General features: G+C 59.5%; 14 protein-coding genes. 10 read left to right on the top strand and 4 right to left on the bottom strand.

Going from position 1 to position 19,944, the window contains the following annotated elements; translation table 11 throughout:
* The first annotated feature begins 231 nt into the window (after window positions 1-231).
* From tig to EJD88_RS03295, 6 genes are all read left to right on the top strand, one after another.
* Window positions 232-1,542 (top strand): trigger factor, encoded by a 1,311-nt coding sequence (gene tig, locus EJD88_RS03320; RefSeq protein WP_099586642.1) that lies wholly within the window; start codon window positions 232-234, stop codon window positions 1,540-1,542.
* Between the two features lie 91 nt (window positions 1,543-1,633).
* Window positions 1,634-2,269: an ATP-dependent Clp endopeptidase proteolytic subunit ClpP gene (clpP, locus tag EJD88_RS03315; protein ID WP_083357884.1), complete on the top strand. Its 636-nt coding sequence runs from the start codon at window positions 1,634-1,636 to the stop codon at window positions 2,267-2,269.
* 112 nt (window positions 2,270-2,381) lie between these two features.
* Window positions 2,382-3,665: an ATP-dependent Clp protease ATP-binding subunit ClpX gene (gene clpX, locus EJD88_RS03310; RefSeq protein ID WP_003238279.1), complete on the top strand. Its 1,284-nt coding sequence runs from the start codon at window positions 2,382-2,384 to the stop codon at window positions 3,663-3,665.
* A 174-nt stretch (window positions 3,666-3,839) separates the two neighbouring features.
* Window positions 3,840-6,236, top strand: a complete 2,397-nt coding sequence (lon, locus tag EJD88_RS03305) for an endopeptidase La (protein WP_122306535.1) — start codon at window positions 3,840-3,842, stop codon at window positions 6,234-6,236.
* A gap of 149 nt (window positions 6,237-6,385) precedes the next feature.
* Entirely contained in the window at window positions 6,386-6,658 is a 273-nt protein-coding gene (locus EJD88_RS03300) for an HU family DNA-binding protein (protein WP_099586644.1), read from the top strand.
* A gap of 230 nt (window positions 6,659-6,888) precedes the next feature.
* Window positions 6,889-8,763 carry a SurA N-terminal domain-containing protein gene (locus EJD88_RS03295; protein WP_112196014.1) on the top strand — a complete coding sequence of 625 codons (1,875 nt, stop codon included), beginning with the start codon at window positions 6,889-6,891 and terminating at the stop codon, window positions 8,761-8,763.
* Between the two features lie 61 nt (window positions 8,764-8,824).
* Here EJD88_RS03295 and EJD88_RS03290 read toward each other — a convergent pair whose 3' ends face one another.
* On the bottom strand, window positions 8,825-9,991 hold the full coding sequence (locus EJD88_RS03290; RefSeq protein ID WP_158876807.1) for an MFS transporter: 1,167 nt from the start codon (window positions 9,989-9,991) through the stop codon (window positions 8,825-8,827).
* A 119-nt stretch (window positions 9,992-10,110) separates the two neighbouring features.
* Between EJD88_RS03290 and EJD88_RS03285 the strand changes: the two genes are divergently transcribed.
* A complete protein-coding gene (locus EJD88_RS03285) occupies window positions 10,111-11,010 on the top strand; it encodes a LysR substrate-binding domain-containing protein (RefSeq protein WP_158876805.1) in 900 nt (299 codons plus the stop codon).
* Window positions 11,011-11,099: 89 nt separating this feature from the next.
* Window positions 11,100-11,885, top strand: a complete 786-nt coding sequence (locus tag EJD88_RS03280) for a DUF2242 domain-containing protein (protein WP_158876803.1) — start codon at window positions 11,100-11,102, stop codon at window positions 11,883-11,885.
* 1 nt (window position 11,886) lies between these two features.
* On the opposite strand, the gene aceE is transcribed toward EJD88_RS03280, so the two are convergent.
* Complete coding sequence (aceE, locus tag EJD88_RS03275; RefSeq protein ID WP_158876801.1) at window positions 11,887-14,547, bottom strand: pyruvate dehydrogenase (acetyl-transferring), homodimeric type; 2,661 nt, start codon at window positions 14,545-14,547, stop codon at window positions 11,887-11,889.
* 146 nt (window positions 14,548-14,693) lie between these two features.
* On the opposite strand from aceE, the gene EJD88_RS03270 reads away from it, so the two are divergent.
* The gene (locus EJD88_RS03270; protein ID WP_158876799.1) at window positions 14,694-15,170 is read left to right on the top strand and encodes a MarR family winged helix-turn-helix transcriptional regulator; all 477 of its coding nucleotides are present in this window, start codon (window positions 14,694-14,696) and stop codon (window positions 15,168-15,170) included.
* Window positions 15,171-15,470: 300 nt separating this feature from the next.
* Here the strand turns inward: EJD88_RS03270 and EJD88_RS03265 are convergent, their stop codons facing one another.
* Entirely contained in the window at window positions 15,471-16,505 is a 1,035-nt protein-coding gene (locus tag EJD88_RS03265; RefSeq protein WP_158876797.1) for an AraC family transcriptional regulator, read from the bottom strand.
* A gap of 4 nt (window positions 16,506-16,509) precedes the next feature.
* A complete protein-coding gene (locus tag EJD88_RS03260) occupies window positions 16,510-17,640 on the bottom strand; it encodes a carbon-nitrogen hydrolase family protein (protein ID WP_112196008.1) in 1,131 nt (376 codons plus the stop codon).
* A 212-nt stretch (window positions 17,641-17,852) separates the two neighbouring features.
* Here EJD88_RS03260 and EJD88_RS03255 point away from each other — a divergent pair, with 212 nt between their 5' ends.
* A complete protein-coding gene (locus EJD88_RS03255; protein ID WP_112196007.1) occupies window positions 17,853-19,892 on the top strand; it encodes an NADPH-dependent 2,4-dienoyl-CoA reductase in 2,040 nt (679 codons plus the stop codon).
* Window positions 19,893-19,944 lie beyond the last annotated feature (52 nt).

Genomic DNA, 19,944 nt, shown 5'->3' with positions numbered 1-19,944 from the left:
GTTTGTTTGCGCACCCTTCTATATATAGAAGGGCTGGCGCAGAGCCCTGGCTTGATGAGCTGTATTTGCTAATGGGCGCAGGTGCATGCGTGCACTTGAACCTACAAATGGCCTGCTGTTTTTTTACCCGTTTCCAGTAGGGTGACTTCTTGAGTTTGACCCTCTAGAATGCATGCCCTTGATTCTGGGGTCGGAAACGGCCGGCTAACGTCTGTGCAACGAGGAATATTCATGCAAGTTTCTGTTGAAAATACTACTGCTATTGAGCGCCGCCTGAGCATCACCGTGCCGGCAGAGCGTATCGAAACTGCGGTCAACAAGCGTCTGCAGCAGACTGCCCAAAAGGCCAAAATCGCTGGTTTCCGTCCGGGCAAAGTGCCAATGAGCGAAATCAAGCGCCGTTTTGGTGCCGATGCGCGTCAGGAAGCGGTAGGTGACGTGATCCAGGCTTCCTTCTACGAGGCCGTTGTTGAACACAAGCTGAACCCGGCTGGTTCGCCTTCGATCGAGCCTAAGTCCCTGGAAGCTGGCAAGGACCTGGAATACGTTGCCGTATTCGAAGTGTTCCCAGAGTTCGAAGTGGCCGGCTTTGACGGTATCGAAATCGAGCGCCTGAGCGCCGAAGTTGCTGATTCCGACCTGGACAACATGCTGGAAATCCTGCGCAAGCAGAACACCCGTTTCGAAGTGGCCGATCGTGCCGCCCAGAACGAAGACCAACTGAACATCGATTTTGTTGGCAAGGTTGACGGCGAAGTATTCGCTGGCGGCTCCGCCAAGGGCACTCAGCTGGTGCTGGGTTCCAACCGCATGATTCCTGGTTTCGAGGACGGCCTGGTTGGCGCCAAAGCCGGCGAAGAGCGTGTTCTGAGCCTGGCTTTCCCTGCTGACTACCAGAACCTGGACCTGGCTGGCAAAGCTGTCGAGTTCACCGTGACTGTCAACAGCGTTTCCGAGCCTAAGCTGCCCGAGCTGAACGAAGAGTTCTTTGCTCAGTTCGGTATCAAGGAAGCCACTCTCGAAGGTTTCCGCACCGAAGTTCGCAAGAACATGGAGCGCGAGCTGCGTCAGGCGATCAAGTCCAAGGTCAAGAACCAGGTCATGGACGGTCTGCTGGCCGCCAACCCGATCGAAGTGCCTAAGGCTCTGCTGTCCAACGAAGTGGATCGCCTGCGCGTTCAAGCGGTTCAGCAGTTTGGTGGCAACATCAAGCCTGACCAACTGCCGGCCGAGCTGTTCGAAGAACAAGCCAAGCGTCGCGTTGTGCTGGGTCTGGTCGTGGCCGAAGTGGTCAAGCAGTTCGACCTCAAGCCTGACGAAGACCGCGTTCGCGAAATGATCCAGGAAATGGCTTCGGCCTACCAGGAGCCTGAGCAGGTTGTGGCTTGGTACTACAAGAACGACCAGCAACTGAACGAAGTACGTTCGGTTGTGCTGGAAGAACAAGTTGTGGATACTGTTCTGCAGAAGGCTAAGGTGACCGATAAAGCGGTCTCTTACGAAGAAGCAGTCAAGCCGGCGGAAGCAGCACAAGCCGACTGATTGTCCAACTCGTTGGAAATTCAACCATAAGCCAGCCTCGCGCTGGCTTATGCGTTTTCAAGACATGACTATTTGGGAGTAACTGCAGAGCATGTTCCGTAATTCCTATATTCAGCAGAACTCTGATATCCAGGCCGCAGGCGGCCTGGTCCCGATGGTTGTCGAGCAGTCCGCTCGTGGCGAACGCGCCTACGACATCTACTCGCGCCTGCTCAAGGAGCGAGTGATCTTTCTGGTGGGCCCGGTAGAGGACTACATGGCCAACCTGATCTGTGCGCAGCTGCTGTTCCTTGAAGCGGAAAACCCGGACAAGGACATCCATCTCTACATCAACTCGCCGGGCGGTTCGGTAACAGCAGGCATGTCGATCTACGACACCATGCAGTTCATCAAGCCGAATGTCTCGACGACCTGCATTGGCCAGGCCTGCAGCATGGGCGCGTTCCTGCTGACGGCGGGTGCCGAGGGCAAGCGTTACTGCCTGCCGAACTCGCGTGTGATGATTCACCAGCCACTGGGCGGCTTCCAGGGCCAGGCGTCGGACATCGAAATCCATGCCAAGGAAATCCTCTTCATCCGCGAGCGTCTCAACACGCTGATGGCCAAGCACAGCGGGCATACCCTCGAAGAAATCGAGCGCGACACCAACCGCGACAACTTCATGAGCGCCGAAGCCGCACGTGCATACGGGTTGATCGACGCAGTGATCGAAAAGCGCCCCGCTTAATATAAGCCGCTCAAAATAGGGCTGGTCGGCGTGTCCGATCATCGGCGGGCTTGAAAAAGCCCGCATAAGCCTTCATCTTGTGTTGCAAGCCTATCGGATTTGGATCGAACGAATGACTGACACCCGCAACGGCGAGGACAACGGCAAGCTGCTCTATTGCTCCTTCTGTGGCAAAAGCCAGCATGAAGTACGCAAGTTGATTGCCGGCCCCTCGGTCTTTATCTGCGACGAGTGCGTCGACCTGTGCAATGACATCATCCGTGAGGAGGTGCAGGAAGCCCAGGCCGAAAGCAGCGCGCATAAATTGCCTTCGCCTAAAGAAATCAGCGGCATCCTTGATCAATACGTGATTGGTCAAGAGCGTGCAAAGAAGGTTCTGGCCGTAGCGGTGTACAACCACTACAAGCGTCTGAACCAGCGTGACAAGAAAGGCGACGAAGTCGAACTCGGCAAGAGCAACATCTTGCTGATCGGTCCTACAGGCTCGGGTAAAACCCTGCTTGCAGAAACCCTCGCTCGTTTGTTGAATGTTCCGTTCACCATCGCCGACGCCACCACCCTCACCGAGGCTGGCTACGTGGGTGAGGACGTTGAGAACATCATTCAGAAACTGCTGCAGAAGTGCGACTACGACGTAGAGAAAGCCCAGATGGGTATTGTCTACATCGACGAAATCGACAAGATCTCGCGCAAGTCTGACAACCCGTCGATCACTCGGGATGTTTCCGGTGAAGGCGTGCAGCAGGCCCTGTTGAAACTGATCGAAGGCACGGTAGCTTCCGTACCGCCACAAGGCGGCCGCAAGCACCCGCAGCAGGAATTCCTTCAGGTAGATACGCGCAACATCCTGTTTATCTGTGGCGGTGCATTCTCCGGGCTGGAAAAAGTTATCCAGCAACGTTCTACCCGGGGCGGTATCGGTTTCAGTGCAGAAGTGCGCAGCAAGGAAGAAGGCAAGAAGGTGGGCGAGTCCCTGCGTGAAGTCGAGCCTGACGATCTGGTCAAGTTCGGTCTGATCCCCGAATTCGTTGGCCGTTTGCCGGTCCTGGCCACGTTGGACGAGTTGGATGAGGCTGCTCTGATTCAGATCCTCACTGAGCCGAAAAACGCCCTGACCAAGCAATATGCCAAGCTGTTTGAGATGGAAGGTGTGGACCTTGAGTTCCGTACTGACGCACTCAAGTCGGTAGCCAAGCGAGCGCTGGAGCGCAAGACCGGTGCACGTGGTCTGCGTTCTATCCTTGAAGGCGTGTTGCTCGACACCATGTATGAAATCCCCTCGCAGTCCGAGGTGAGTAAAGTGGTGATCGACGAAAGCGTTATAGAAGGTAAGTCCAAGCCACTGTATATCTACGAAAACAGTGAGCCGACTGCCAAGGCTGCGCCAGACGCGTAAGCGTTTCGCAGTTTCGGTACAAACAAGGGGCCCCTAGGGCCCCTTTGTTTTTTGCGCGAGTTTTTATCCTGACGCGTTTACTGCGTTTAACTGCTGGCAATAAGCTTGTTTTTTTTGCATGCAGCCCCCATCTTGGTTTCAAGCTTATTTTTGAACTGTCATAGAGGCGAAATCATGAAGACAACCATTGAATTGCCTCTCCTGCCGTTGCGTGATGTCGTCGTCTATCCGCACATGGTTATCCCGCTGTTCGTGGGGCGCGAGAAGTCTATCGAAGCCCTTGAGGCAGCGATGACGGGCGACAAGCAGATCCTGCTGTTGGCCCAGAGAAATCCTGCTGATGATGATCCAGGCGAAGATGCCCTGTATCGCGTCGGTACCATTGCCACCGTTCTGCAACTGCTGAAACTGCCTGATGGCACCGTCAAGGTGCTGGTGGAAGGCGAGCAACGTGGGGCGGTAGAGCGTTTCATGGAGGTGGATGGTCACCTGCGCGCCGAAGTGGCGCTGATCGACGAAGTCGAAGCCCCTGAGCGCGAATCCGAGGTTTTTGTACGCAGCCTGCTCTCGCAGTTCGAGCAGTATGTGCAGCTGGGCAAGAAAGTCCCGGCTGAAGTCCTGTCTTCCCTCAACAGCATTGATGAGCCAAGCCGCCTGGTCGACACCATGGCCGCGCACATGGCGCTGAAGATCGAGCAAAAGCAAGACATCCTCGAAATCATCGACCTGTCGGCCCGTGTTGAACACGTGCTGGCGTTGCTGGATGCGGAGATCGACCTGTTGCAGGTTGAAAAGCGCATCCGTGGTCGTGTGAAGAAGCAAATGGAGCGCAGCCAGCGCGAGTACTACCTGAATGAGCAGATGAAGGCCATTCAGAAAGAGCTCGGCGACAGCGAGGATGGCCACAACGAAATCGAAGAGCTGAAAAAGCGCATCGATGCCGCCGGCCTGCCGAAAGACGCCCTGACCAAGGCCAATGCCGAGCTGAACAAGCTCAAGCAGATGTCGCCGATGTCCGCTGAAGCCACTGTGGTGCGTTCGTACATTGACTGGCTGGTGCAGGTGCCGTGGAAGGCTCAGACCAAGGTGCGTCTGGACCTGACCCGTGCCGAAGAAATTCTCGACGCCGATCACTATGGCCTCGAAGAAGTCAAAGAACGGATCCTCGAATACCTCGCCGTGCAAAAGCGTGTGAAGAAAATTCGTGGTCCGGTGTTGTGCCTGGTTGGTCCTCCGGGGGTCGGTAAAACCTCCCTGGCCGAGTCGATTGCCAGTGCCACCAACCGCAAATTCGTACGCATGGCCCTCGGTGGTGTGCGTGACGAGGCGGAAATCCGTGGTCATCGCCGGACTTACATCGGTTCGATGCCAGGAAGATTGATTCAAAAGATGACAAAAGTGGGAGTGCGCAATCCGCTGTTCCTGCTCGATGAAATCGACAAAATGGGCAGCGACATGCGTGGCGATCCGGCATCGGCGTTGCTGGAAGTGCTCGACCCTGAACAAAACCACAACTTCAACGACCATTACCTGGAAGTCGACTACGACTTGTCCGACGTAATGTTCCTGTGCACCTCCAATTCCATGAACATTCCACCGGCCTTGCTGGACCGGATGGAGGTGATTCGTCTGCCGGGCTACACCGAAGACGAGAAGATCAATATCGCGGTCAAATACCTCGCGCCCAAGCAGATTTCGGCCAATGGCCTGAAGAAGGGCGAGATCGAATTTGACATCGAAGCGATCCGCGACATCGTGCGTTACTACACCCGCGAGGCCGGTGTACGGGGCCTTGAGCGCCAGATCGCGAAGATTTGCCGCAAGGCGGTCAAAGAGCACGCGCTGGAAAAACGCTTCTCGGTGAAGGTCGTGGCCGACTCCCTGGAGCACTTCCTGGGCGTGAAGAAATTCCGCTACGGCCTGGCCGAGCAGCAGGATCAGGTAGGGCAGGTGACTGGCCTGGCGTGGACCCAGGTGGGCGGCGAGTTGCTGACCATCGAAGCCGCGGTGATTCCGGGTAAAGGCCAATTGATCAAGACCGGTTCCCTGGGTGACGTGATGGTCGAATCCATCACCGCCGCGCAGACCGTGGTGCGCAGCCGCGCCAGGAGCCTGGGGATTCCCCTGGACTTCCACGAGAAGCACGACACCCACATCCACATGCCGGAAGGGGCGACGCCTAAAGACGGCCCCAGCGCTGGCGTAGGCATGTGCACGGCGCTGGTGTCGGCATTGACCGGCATTCCGGTGCGTGCCGATGTGGCCATGACGGGGGAAATCACCTTGCGTGGTCAGGTATTGGCGATCGGTGGTCTGAAAGAGAAATTGCTTGCCGCACATCGGGGTGGTATCAAGACCGTGATCATTCCTGAAGAGAATGTTCGCGACTTGAAGGAAATTCCTGACAACATCAAGCAGGATCTTCAGATTAAACCGGTTAAATGGATTGACGAGGTCCTGCAAATTGCGCTGCAATACGCGCCGGAGCCCTTGCCGGATGTGGCCCCGGAGATAGTTGCCAAGGACGAAAAACGAGAGTCTGATTCCAAGGAAAGAATTAGCACGCATTAATGTGAATAAGCCTGGTGGCTTCCTTGACAGCTTTTTAGAGCCCTTGTTATAAAGCGGCTCTTAAGTGTCTGTAGGCCATTCAGCACTGATTTTTGCTGTTTACCAAAAAACTTAGAATCATACTCAATAGATATATAAGGGGACTTAGAGTGAACAAGTCGGAACTGATTGATGCTATCGCTGCATCCGCTGATATCCCGAAAGCTGCTGCTGGCCGTGCGCTGGATGCAGTAATCGAATCCGTCACTGGCGCTCTGAAGGCCGGCGACTCCGTGGTACTGGTAGGCTTCGGTACTTTCTCTGTGACTGACCGCCCAGCTCGCACTGGCCGCAACCCACAGACTGGCAAAGCACTGGAAATCGCTGCTGCCAAGAAACCAGGTTTCAAAGCCGGTAAAGCCCTGAAAGAAGCCGTCAACTAAGCTTCGATCAAGCCTTTGCTACCCGGGTCGGACGCAGGTCTGGCCTGGCAGCGGAGCGGCAGCTGACCCACCTATCCATTGGGTCGCCACGCCGGGGGTGCAGGTTCAAACCCCCGTCCGCTCCGCCAGTTACGAGAAGGCGCATCCTCGGATGCGCCTTTCTTCTATCCGGACTCTACCCACGCTCCACGGTTGCCAATTTTTGAAGTTCAACCGTTTCTGGGGGACGCATGCTGCAAAATATCAGGGACAATTCACAAGGCTGGATTGCCAAGACCATTATCGGGATCATCGTCGCATTGATGGCGTTCACCGGTATCGAGGCCATTTTCCAGGCTTCGGGTAATAACAAGCAGGACGTGGCCAAGGTCAACGGTGAAGAAATCACCCAGACCGAGCTGAGCCAGGCCGTCGACATGCAACGTCGCCAGCTGATGCAACAGTTGGGCAAGGATTTCGATGCTTCGCTGCTGGACGAAAAACTGCTGCGCGAAGCGGCCCTCAAAGGCCTGATCGATCGCAAGCTGCTGCTGCAAGGCGCCGCCGATTCCAAGTTCGGTTTCTCTGAAGCTGCATTGGACCAAGTGATCCTGCAAACGCCGGAATTCCAGGTCGACGGCAAGTTCAGCGCCGAACGCTTTGACCAGGTGATCCGTCAGTTGGGCTACAGCCGTCTGCAGTTCCGTCAGATGATGACCCAGGAAATGCTGATCGGCCAGGTTCGCGCAGGCATTGCCGGCAGCGGTTTCGTCACCGATGCCGAAGTGCTCGCATTCGCCCGTCTGGAAAAACAGACCCGCGATTTCGCCACCGTCAACATCAAGGCCAACCCTGCGGCGGTGAAACTCACCGACGACGAGGTCAAGGCTTACTACGACCAGCACGCCAAAGAGTTCATGACCCCGGACCAGGTGGTCATCGACTATCTGGAATTGAAGAAGTCTTCCTTCTTCGACCAGGTCAACGTCAAGGACGATGAGCTGCAGGCTGCCTACGAGAAGGAAACCGCCAACCTCGCTGAACAGCGTCGTGCCGCGCACATCCTGATTGAAGTCAATGACAAGGTCACCGAGGCGCAAGCCAAGGCCAAGATCGAAGACATCCAGGCGCGCCTGGCCAAGGGTGAGAAGTTCGAAGCCCTGGCCAAGGAGTTCTCCCAGGACCCAGGTTCGGCCAACAATGGCGGTGACCTCGGCTTTGCGGGCCCCGGCGTTTATGACCCGGACTTCGAAACCGCGCTGTACGGCTTGAAGCAAGACCAGGTGTCGGCGCCAGTGCGCACTACCTTCGGTTTGCATCTGATCAAGTTGCTGGGCGTTGAGGCGCCTGAAGTGCCATCGTTCGCCAGCCTGAAAGACAAGCTGACCCGCGAGCTCAAGGCACAGCAGGTTGAACAGCGTTTTGTCGAAGCGACCAAGCAATTGGAAGATGCGGCATTCGAAGCGTCGGACCTGGCTCAACCTGCCTCCGACCTGAAGCTGACCGTGCACACCTCCGCGCCGTTTGGCCGTGAAGGTGGCGAAGGTGTTGCGGCCAACCGTGCCGTGGTCACCGCAGCGTTCAGCCCGGAAGTGCTGGATGAAGGTGCCAACAGCACCGCCATTGAGCTGGACCCGGAAACCATCATCGTGCTGCGTGCCAAAGAGCACCGCAAACCGGCGCAACTGCCGCTGGAAAGCGTTGCCGCGGCAATCCGCACCCAGATGGCCAAGGAGCGCGCCAGCGCGGCTGCCAAGACTCACGCTGACGAGCTGATCGCCAGCCTGCGTGATGGCAAGACGCCGCTGAACCAACCGGTTGACGGCCAGGCGTGGAAAGTCACTGAAGCGGCTAGCCGCAGTGCGGAAGCGATCGATCCTGCCGTGCTGCAAGCCCTGTTCCGCATGCCTAAGCCTGCGGCCAAGGACAAGCCGACCTTCACCACCGTGACCCTGGCTGACGGTAGCCTGGCGATCGTGCGCTTGAACGGTGTGAATGAAGCTGCAGCCCCATCGGACGAAGAAAAGGCGCAATACCGCCAATACCTCGCTTCCCGTGTCGGCCAGCAAGACTTCGCGGCGTACCGCAAGCAGTTGGAAACCCAGGCTGACATCAAGAAGTTCTGATGGCGGTTTGAATAAAAAACCCCCGGCCTGAAAAGACCGGGGGTTTTTTATGTCCACTGTTTTATCGGTGCTTGGCCACGGCCAGGAGCATCAATCCCACCACCGCCCACGGGAACGCACTGACGCCCCAGCGCTGCAGCAGGAGGCCGCCTATCAGGCCGCCGCCAGCAATTCCCAGGTTCCACACGGTCACCAGCATCGACTGCGCGGCATCCGCCGATTCCCCTGCTGATTTGGCCAGCGCTGTTTGCAGCAAAGCCGGCAGACCGCCGAACGCCAGGCCCCATAACGCGACAGCGATGTAGACCGCCACCGGCACGTCGATCCAGACCACCAGCGCCAAGCCGATCAGGCCAAACAATGCGCAACTGATCAGCAGCAGTGTGCGCAGCCACCGGTCAATCAATACCCCGGTCAGCCAGATGCTCAGCAGCGCGGCGAGGCCAAACACCAGCAGCACCCGGTCGATGTCGGTGGCAAGTGCGGCGGGCACCAGCAATGGAGCGATGTAGGTATAGAGAATGTTGTGGGCCAAGACGTAGGTAAAGGTCACCCACAACACAGGGCGGATGCCGGGCAATGCAAGTACTTGGCGTAATCCCAGGCGCTTGCCCGTCGGTTGACCCGCGAAGTCGGGCAGTTGCCAGCGAGCCCATATCAGCAGCAGCAGCGTGAGGCCGGTCATGATCGCAAAGCTCAGTCGCCAGCCAACGGCCGCACCGAGCCAGGTTCCCGCTGGCACGCCCAGGGACAAGGCCAGTGGTGCGCCGAGCATTGCCACGGCGATTGCCCGGCCTTGCAAATGTGGCGCGACCATTCTGCTGGCGTAACCCGCCAATAGCGCCCAAAGCAGCCCGGCAAACACCCCGGCAAAAAAACGCGCCACCAGCGTCAGCCCATAGTGGCTGGAGAAGGCCGTTACGCTGTTGACCAAGGCAAAGCCGCCGATGGCGATCAGTAGCAGCGGACGTCTGCGCCAACCTCGGGTCAGCAGCGTGAGTGGGATGGCTGCCAATAACGATCCAAGGGCGTAGAGGGTGACCAGTTGGCCAACCAGTGCTGGCGACACGCAGAGGCCTTCGCCCATCTGCGGTAGCAGCCCGGCGGGCATGGCTTCGGTGAGGATGGTGATGAATCCCGCCGAGGCCAGGGCCAGCAGGCCGCCCAAAGGCAGGGATTCGTGTCGGGCTGTGGCGGCGGCATCAGCCAGTGAAGCGTTAGAGCTCATAGCGCTGTTTCCATGCGAAAGGGCAAGCCAGCAGAGTAGGGGGCTGTGACCGATGGAAAAACAGGCTAAGGTTCCGAACTTATCGGACGTGGATGTCCGTAATCAGCTGAGGCAGGATCATGGACAGTTTGGGCAGCCTGTCGGTATTTGTGCAGGTGGCGGAGACCCGCAGCTTTACCGTCGCCGGGCGGCTATTGGGTGTGTCGTCTTCGGCCGTGGGCAAAAGCATTGCGCGGATGGAAGAGCGTCTGGGTGTGCGGCTGTTTCATCGCAGTACACGCAGCATTACCCTGACGGGAGAGGGCGCGCTGTTCCTTGAGCGTTCACGGCGGATTCTGGCCGAAGTCGAAGCGGCGGAGCGCGAGTTGACCGAAGCCAGTGCCACGCCTCGGGGCAAGTTGCGCATCAGCGTGCCACAAGTGCGCGGCCTGCTGATGCCGGTGCTCAGTGACTTCATGCGTGCGTACCCGGATATCGAGCTGGATGTGGATTTTTCCGACCGCATGGTGGACGTGATCGAGGAAGGGTTCGATGCGGTAATTCGTACCGGCAAGCCGGAAGATTCGCGCTTGATGGCCCGTCATCTGGGGCATTACCAACTGGTGCTGGTGGGCACGCCGGCGTACTTCGTGCAGCACGGCACGCCGCAACAACCCCAGCATTTAAATGGACACGCCTGCCTGCGTCACAAGTTCTGCGCCACCGGTAAGCTGGAACCCTGGCCGTTGCGCCTGGAGCCCGGTGCTGGCGAACTGACGTTGCGCACTTCGCTGGCCAGCACCACTATTGAGTCGCTCAACCATGTGGTCCACGAAGGGCTGGGGATTGCTTGCCTGCCCGACTACATGGTCAACCAGGCGGTGCGCGAGGGACGACTGCAACGGGTGCTGGATGATTATCTGGAGCACCGTGGCAGTTTCTGGATGTTGTGGCCATCAAGTCGCCATGCTTCGACCAAGTTGCGCGTGTTTATAGATCATATGTGCGCAGGGCTTTTTCCTACAGTCGCCATGCTGTAGCCCTGTGACGTTTTACCGACAGGAATGTGCGCGCCAAGGCCTCGTTCTGTTGCACAATACCGCCCGGACTGTTTTCTTCAGGATTATCGATGTCGACATCATTTCACTTGCGTAGCCTCGGGCTGGCGCTGGTGTTGGCGGGCGCCGCGGGCTGCTCGTCACCCAAACCCGCTATTTATGAACATGAGAGTTTCGACGACTCCGGCACGTTTTCCAGGGATTACCCGGTCAGTGATGCCGCGGCGTGCGAAGCGGCCCGGCGTGCCTTGCTGAGCCAGGGCTACATCATCACCAGCAGCGATCCCAAGGTCGTCGTCGGTAACAAAAGCTTCCAGCAGACCGGCGAAACCCATCTGCAGATCAGCTTCAACGTGGTGTGTGCCGACGATGGCAAAGGCACCAACCATTCGACGATGTTCGCCAACGCCCTGCAGGACCGTTACGCGCTGAAGAAGGTCAACAACTCCGCGAGCCTGGGTGTGGGCGTACTGGGATCGGTGTCGATGCCGATCGGCTCCACCGATGACTCGATGGTCAAGGTGGCCAGTGAGACGGTGTCCGCGCCGAAGTTCTACGAGCGTTACTTCGCGCTGGTGGACGTGTTCCTGCCCCAGGAAGTGAAGAAGGCCGAGCATATTCCCGAGCAGCCCAAGGCTGACCTGGGTGTGCCGGAGCCCAAGGCGGCACCGCTGGTCGAGAAGGTCGAGGCGCCAAAGGAAGAGCCTGCTGCGTCGGAACCGGTGGCACCACCGGCAGAGCCTGCGCCCATTGCGCCGCAGGAAGAGCCGGCACCGACGCCAACGCCAGCACCGACCCATCCGGACCTGCCGGCACCGACCGAAGCCATTCCGCCCCTGCCGACGCCTGCGCAGTAGATCAGACTGCTACGGGGTCGGCCTTGTCGACGTTGATCCCGTAGCGCTTGATCGCCTCACTGACTTTATCGCGACCGATCACGTTGTCATCGGCCAGTGCCTTCAAGGCTGCCAGCGCGACGAAATACCGGTCCACCTCAAAAAACTCCCGTAGTGTTTCCCGGGTGTCCGATTGCCCGAAACCATCGGTGCCCAACGCGATAAAGCGCCGTCCCGGCACGAACGGACGAATCTGATCGGCGAACAGTTTCATGTAGTCCGTCGCCACCACCACTGGCCCCGTTTGCCCGGCCAGGCATTGCTCTGCATAACTTACGCGCGGCTCACTTTCCGGGTGCAGCAGGTTCCAGCGTTCGGCCGCATGCCCGTCACGGCGCAACTCGGTGAGGCTGGTCACACTCCACACATTGCTTTGCACGCCGAAGTCGTTGGCCAGCAGTTCAGCGGCGGCGATCACTTCTCGCAGGATCGAGCCACTGCCCATCAGTTGTACCTGTGCCTGAGGGCTGGCGCTGAGCAGGTACATGCCCTTGAGAATGCCGTGTTCCACGCCCTCGGGCATCGCCGGGTGCGGGTAGTTTTCGTTGAGCAGGGTGATGTAGTAGTAAATGTCTTCCTGCTCGACGTACATGCGCCGCATGCCCTCGCGAATAATTACCGCCAGTTCGTAGGCAAAGGTCGGGTCATAGGAGATGCAGCACGGAATCACCGACGAGAGGATATGGCTATGTCCGTCGTCATGCTGCAAGCCTTCGCCCATCAGCGTGGTGCGTCCGGCGGTGGCGCCCAGCAGGAAACCGCGTGCCCGTGCATCGCCTGCCGCCCAGGCCAGGTCGCCGACGCGCTGGAAACCGAACATCGAATAGAAGATATAGAACGGCACGGTCATCAGGCCGTGGTTGCTGTAGGACGTACTGGCCGCGATCCACGAGGAAATCGCGCCGGACTCATTCAGACCTTCCTGCATGATCTGTCCGTCCTTGCTCTCCTTGTAATAGCTCAACTGGCCGGAGTCCTGTGGGGTGTAGAGCTGGCCGACGGCGGAGTGGATGCCGATCTGACGGAACAGGCTTTCCATGCCGAAGGTGCGCGACTCGTCCGGCACGATAGGCACGATCAGCTTGCCCAGGTGCGGGTCCTTGAGCAGGGTGCCGAGGATGCGCACGAAGGCCATGGTGGTGGAAATCGCGCGCTCACCAGTGTCCTTGAGTTGAGTGGCGAAGGCGCTCAGTTCGGGGATCTGCAACGATTCGACCGCAGTGTGGCGCGCGGGTACATACCCACCCAGGGCCTGGCGCCGTGCGGCGAAGTAGCGGGCTTCTTCGCTGTCGGCTGGGGGCTTGAGGTACGGAATATCAGCGAGTTGCTCGTCCGGCACTTCCAGGCCGAAGCGGTCGCGGAAGGCCTTGACGGCATCGGCGCCCATCTTCTTAAGTTGGTGGTTGATGTTCTGGCCTTCGCCGGCTTCGCCCATGCCAAAGCCCTTTACCGTTTTTGCCAGGATCACCGTGGGTTGGCCACTGTGACGCACGGCGGCGGCATAGGCGTTGTAGACCTTGTCCGGGTCATGGCCGCCCCGTGAGAGTTTCCAGATATCGTCATCGGACAGGTCCGCAACCAGTGCCAGCAACTCCGGGTATTTGCCGAAAAAGTGTTCGCGTACGTAGGCGCCGTTCTGGGATTTGTAGTTCTGATAGTCACCGTCCACGCATTCCATCATGCGTTGGCGCAACAGACCGCTTGTGTCCTTTTCCAGCAATGCATCCCAGCCGCCGCCCCAGATCACTTTGATCACATTCCAGCCGGCGGCGCGGTACAGGCTTTCGAACTCCTGGATTACCTTGGCATTGCCGCGTACCGGGCCATCCAGGCGTTGCAGGTTGCAGTTGACCACGAAGATCAGGTTGTCGAGCTTCTCGCGGCCGGCCAGGGAGATAGCGGCCAGGGATTCTGGTTGGTCCATTTCGCCATCACCGAGAAATGCCCACACCTTGCGGCCCTGATGTTGCTTGAGGTCACGAAACTCCAGGTAGCGCATAAAGCGCGCCTGATAGGCCGCCGTGATTGGCCCGAGCCCCATGGACACAGTGGGAAATTGCCAGAAGTCCGGCATCAGGCGTGGGTGGGGGTAGGACGAAATACCTTCGCCACCGGCTTCGCGGCGGAAGTTGTCCAGCTGTGCTTCGCTGATGCGGCCTTCGAGGTAGGCGCGGCCGTAGATGCCCGGCGACGAGTGTCCCTGAATGTACACCAGGTCGCCGTCGAAGCTGTCGGTGCGGCCACGGAAGAAGTGGTCGAAACCGACGTCATACAGCACAGCGGCTGACGCATAAGTAGCAATATGCCCACCTACCCCGGAGTGTTTGCCTGCGCGCAGCACCATGGCCATGGCGTTCCAACGGATAAACGCATTGGTGCGGCGTTCGATGGCCAGGTTGCCGGGGTAGGGCAACTGGCGATCCACCGCGATGGTATTGACGTAAGGCGTGGTCACCCGCCCGTAGAAGTCGCCATGCCGCGCTACGTCGAAGTCCAGCAACTGATCGATCAGGTAATGGGCACGCGGGCGGCCTTCGGCGGACAGCACCGACTCGATGGACTCCAGCCACTCGCGGGTTTCCTGTGGATCTGCGTCGCGTCCGACTGCGTTATTCGGGGTCATGTGAGGCTCCAGGATAGGCGGATTTCAAGTGGCGGGCTCCTTGTGGGAGCGCCGCCAAAAGTTGTTGCAATTGCAACTACATGGGCGAATTTAGCGCGGGATGAGCTACTATTGCAACCTTCTTGAAATCCACCGGATGGTGTTGCATGTCGTCGAAAGAGCCCGATGTATGGTTCCGTTTTGTCAGGGCCCACAGGACGGTCATCCGTGAAATCGAGCGCCGGCTGGCCGCGGCGGACCTGCCGCCGTATGCCTGGTATGACGCCTTGTGGGGCATGGAAAGCGGCCCCGACGGCACCCGCCGCATGCACGAACTGGCCGATGTGCTGGCTATTGAGCGCTATAACCTCACGCGCCTGGTAGACCGCCTGGAAAAGGACGGCCTGGTGGTGCGTTCGCGCTCCGACGGCGATGGCCGCGCGGCATTTGCGTCGATCACCGATGCCGGCCGAGCGTTGCGCAAAAAAATGTGGAAGATCTACGAAAGTACGGTGGACGAATTGTTCCTGTCGCAGATCGAACCGGAGCAGCGCCAGGGGTTTGCAGATGCATTGGAGCGCGCCGCCGGAATGGCGATGGAGGCGGGTGTTCAAAACCGTGGCCGAGGTAAGTCCGAAACGTAATGCAGATCCAGTGTGGGAGGGGGCTTGCCCCCGATGGCAATCGCGCCTCAACACCTCAGTGCTAAATCCGAATAACGCTGCTACGTTTAATCCTGGAGTGCAGGAACGTCATGACGTCGACATTTTTTCGTCATGACGGCACTTTAGGCTGGCTGTGCAGGTCATTTACTGGCAGCCGCTTTTAATTCAAGACAAGGAGCCCACTATGGACGATTACCAGGAAGAACTGCTTGAGTACCACGCGATTGAGCTGGACCCGCTGGAACCTGCAGACGACGCAACAGAGCTGTAAGACCGACGTCAGGCGGAATGCCGCTGACTGCGGCGAAATTCCCCTGGGGTCTGGTTGTTCCATCGCCTGAAGGCCCGCTGGAACGCTTGGGCTGAGGCAAAACCGAGCAAGTAGGCGATCTCGCCGAACACCAGTTCCGTATCGCGAATGTAGGTCATGGCCAGGTCGCGGCGGGTATCGTTGAGAATCGCCCGGAACTGAGTGCCTTCTTCGGCCAGTTTTCGGCGCAGTGTCCAGGTTGGCAGCTTCAAGCGTGCCGCCACTTCTTCCAGGTCGGGTTCCCGACCGCCATTGAGCATCGGCCCGAGCAACCGCGTAATGCGCTCGCGCAGGCTGAGGGTGCGGGTCAACTGCTCCAATTCCCTTTCACACAGTTGCAGTAGCAGTTGCCAGGTACTCGGGCAATGCTGGGGGTTGCGCAGGCCCAGGGTCGATTGACTCAGGCGCACCTGGTTGGCTTCGGCGCCGAAGTGCACCGGGCTCGCGCCCAATTGGCTGTACTGCTCGCTGTAGTCGGGGGCGTCAAACTCGATCTCGATGCGTTGCGCCTGCAGCGGTTGTTGAGCCAGGCTGGCGAGTTGATGCAGCCAGCTGGAAATGATCGAGTCCACCACAAAGCGGTTGTAGGCGTTGTAGGGGCTGATGGAATAAAAACGCAGCCAGGCGCCTTCGGCATCCTCGTGAAAACTCGATTGCCCGCGATAGTTGGCGCCATACAGCGGCTCAAAGCGTGTCAGTGTGCGGGCGGCTTCGCGGACGTTGGGCGCCTGGGCGGCAGTGACGCCGGCCAGGCCCGCCTGGCTCATGCGGCTGAGTTGACCCATGCGCAAACCCAATCCAGGGTTGCCGGTCAGTTGGATGGCCGCATGGCCCAGGCGCATATAACGTGGGATCGACAAGCGCGCGCCGGCTTCGGCGAGGCGCGCCGGGTCGAGGCCGTATTGCAGCAATAGCGGCTGCGGATCCAGGCCGTGGCTGTGGATCGCATCGGCCAGGGTATGTACGAAGCCTACCGACAGATCCCCCAGGCGCACCGGCTTCACCGCGTTACAGCCAGATATTCAGCAAGCGCGCGCCACGGGCGTCGCCGTCGGCGCTGATCTGCCCGTTGTGGCTGAGGAAGCTTTGCCCGGCAGTGCCCAGGTCCCAGAACTGCCCGCGCAGGAATACGCTCATGCCGGCGCTGGCCTGGCTGATCGGTTGCTGGCTGATCAAGGTCAGGCGGCGCCACGCTTCGCCTTCGCTGAGTTCCTCGGGCTTGAGGCTGATTTCCTGGGGTGTGGAGACACTTTTAAAACCACGCCATGGACGTTCCCAGGTGTCGCGGCCGAGCACAAAGGCTGGCACCGCGATCAGCTGCGCGCCTTGTTCGTTAAGCTTGCGGTAGTTGTCCGGGTACCAGCTGTCACTGCCCACCAGCACGCCGAGGCGCCCGGCCGGGGTGTCGACCACGCTGATGACATTTTCATCACCGGGCTCGATAAAGCCGCGCTCGTCGTAGATCGGGTAGAGCTGGCGTTGCAGATCGCCGACGGGCAAGCCATCCGCCGCAAACACCACGCTGGCGTTGTACAGCGCGCCATGGCCGACCTGGAGTTGCCCCTGGCTCACACTCGGGTTGGGCAGGGCGATGGAGCCGGCCACCACCGTGACCCCGAACTCCTTGGCCAGGCCGCCGAACAGCACCTGGTAGTCACGCGCCATGGCCGGGGCTTTCATGCGCAGGTAGGCGTCGTTGGTGCGGTCATCGCCGGTGGCGCTGATCCAGGCTCGCAGGAACTGCAGCGGATTGCTGATCGACAGCCAATGCATCGCGTCCTTCACATGCAGCGCCTGGTACACCTCGTTTTTCTCGCCAGTGAGCATCAGCCAGGTGCCAATGTGTTCAGGTAACACCACGATGGTCTTGTCGTTGATCAGGCCTTGGTCACGGGCGTTTTGCAGGTAGGCCGCGAGCTTCAGGTGCAGGCGTTCCAGGCTCTGGTAGTCGGCGGGGAACAGCTCCGGCTGGATGCCCAGCAGGTTGCCGCGATCGGCAGGCTGGCCTTCGTTGACGGCGACGGTGCTGCGCAGGTCCGACAGGTAATGCGCCACGGGGCGCTCCTGGGTCCAGACCAGATAGGCGGCGATGGCGGCAACCAGGGCCAGGGTGACGGTAAAAGCTAGAAGTTTACGCATGGGGGAACAGACAACAGACCGGGTGCAGGGTTCGCTGACTAGGGTAGGGCCCCTGCAGAGGCTTGCCAAGGGGCGCTGTGCATTTGGATCAATAAGTTGTGAGTTTCGGTCATTGAGCGGTAGGGGATGGCCTCTTAGTCTGTGGGACATAAACCGATGGCAGGCCATTCGAGCCTTCCACGTCCCGTGATGATCCGTTGTGGAGCTGTACCATGACCGCTGCTGCCTACCCGCACCTGCTGGCCCCGTTGGACCTGGGTTTTACCACGCTGCGCAACCGTACCCTGATGGGCTCGATGCACACCGGCCTGGAAGAAAAACCCGGTGGTTTCGAACGCATGGCCGCTTATTTTGCCGAGCGCGCCCGTGGCGGCGTGGGCCTGATGGTCACCGGCGGGATTGGCCCGAATGATGAAGGCGGCGTGTACGCTGGTGCGGCCAAGCTGACCACCGACGAAGAAGCACAAAAGCACAAGATCGTCACCCACGCGGTGCACGAGGCGGGCGGCAAGATCTGCATGCAGATCCTCCACGCCGGGCGTTATGCCTACAGCCCCAAGCAGGTCGCGCCCAGCGCGATCCAGGCGCCGATCAACCCGTTCAAACCCAAGGAGTTGGACGAAGAGGGCATCGAAAAGCAGATTCAGGATTTTGTCACCTGCTCGCTGCTGGCTCAGGTCGCCGAGTACGACGGCGTGGAAATCATGGGCTCCGAAGGTTATTTCATTAACCAGTTCCTCGCCGCCCACACCAACCACCGCACCGACCGTTGGGGTGGCAGCTACGAAAACCGCATGCGCCTCGCCGTGGAAATCGTGCGCCGTGTTCGCGAAGCGGTCGGCCCGAAGTTCATCATCATCTTCCGTTTGTCGATGCTCGACCTGGTGGAAGGCGGCAGCACCTGGGAAGAAATCGTGCAGTTGGCCAAGGCCATCGAGCAGGCCGGTGCGACCCTTATCAATACCGGGATCGGCTGGCATGAAGCGCGTATCCCGACCATCGCCACCAAAGTGCCACGCGGCGCGTTCAGCAAAGTCACGGCCAAGTTGCGCGGTGCGGTGCAGATCCCGTTGATCACCACCAACCGCATCAACACCCCGGAAATCGCCGAGCAGATCCTCGCCGAAGGCGATGCGGACATGGTCTCGATGGCACGGCCGTTCCTTGCCGACCCGGAGTTCGTCAACAAAGCCGCCGCCGGCCGCGCCGATGAAATCAACACCTGCATCGGCTGCAACCAGGCCTGCCTGGACCACACCTTCGGCGGCAAGCTGACCACCTGCCTGGTCAACCCCCGCGCGTGCTATGAGACCGAGCTCAATTACCTGCCGGTCAAGCAGATCAAGAAGATTGCGGTGGTCGGCGCCGGCCCGGCGGGTCTGGCTGCGGCCACGGTGGCGGCTGAGCGCGGTCACCAGGTGACGCTGTTCGATTCGGCCAGCGAGATCGGCGGCCAGTTCAACATCGCCAAGCGTGTGCCGGGCAAGGAAGAGTTCTTCGAAACCCTGCGCTACTTCAAGCGCAAGCTGCAGACTACCCACGTTGAGCTGTGCCTCAACACCCGTGTGGATGTGGCGCAACTGGCGGCTGGCGGCTACGACGAGATCATCCTCGCCACCGGCATCGCACCGCGTACCCCGGCGATTCCCGGCGTGGACAATGCCAAGGTGCTGAGCTACCTGGACGTGATCCTCGAACGCAAGCCAGTAGGTAAGCGCGTCGCGGTGATCGGCGCAGGCGGTATTGGTTTTGACGTATCCGAATTCCTCGTCCACCAGGGCGTGTCCACCAGCCTGGATCGCGAAGCGTTCTGGAAGGAGTGGGGCATCGACACTCAACTGCAAGCCCGTGGCGGCGTGGCCGGGATCAAACCCGAGCGCCATGCGCCGGCACGTGAAGTCTTCCTGCTGCAACGCAAGGCCTCCAAGGTCGGCGACGGCCTGGGCAAAACCACCGGTTGGATTCACCGCACCGGCTTGAAGAACAAGCAGGTGCAGATGCTCAACAGTGTCGAGTACCTGAAGATCGACGATGACGGTCTGCATATCCGCATCGGCGCCGAAGGTGAGCCAAAGCTGTTGGCGGTGGACAACATCGTCATCTGCGCCGGCCAGGACCCGTTGCGCGAATTGCACGACGGCCTCGTCGCTGCCGGCCAGAACGTGCACCTGATCGGCGGTGCTGACGTGGCGGCCGAGCTGGATGCCAAGCGTGCCATCAACCAGGGCTCGCGCCTCGCCGCCGAGCTGTAAAACCCCGAGCGGGGCGGTGTTAGACTACCGCCCCGTTTTTCATACAGTTCCC

It is taken from the genome of Pseudomonas sp. PB105 (assembly GCF_009764655.1).
In the GTDB taxonomy this organism is placed as follows: Bacteria; Pseudomonadota; Gammaproteobacteria; order Pseudomonadales; family Pseudomonadaceae; genus Aquipseudomonas; species Aquipseudomonas cyclaminis.
The sequence above is the reverse complement of the archived record's forward strand: the minus strand, read 5'-3'. Positions and strand labels throughout refer to the sequence as shown.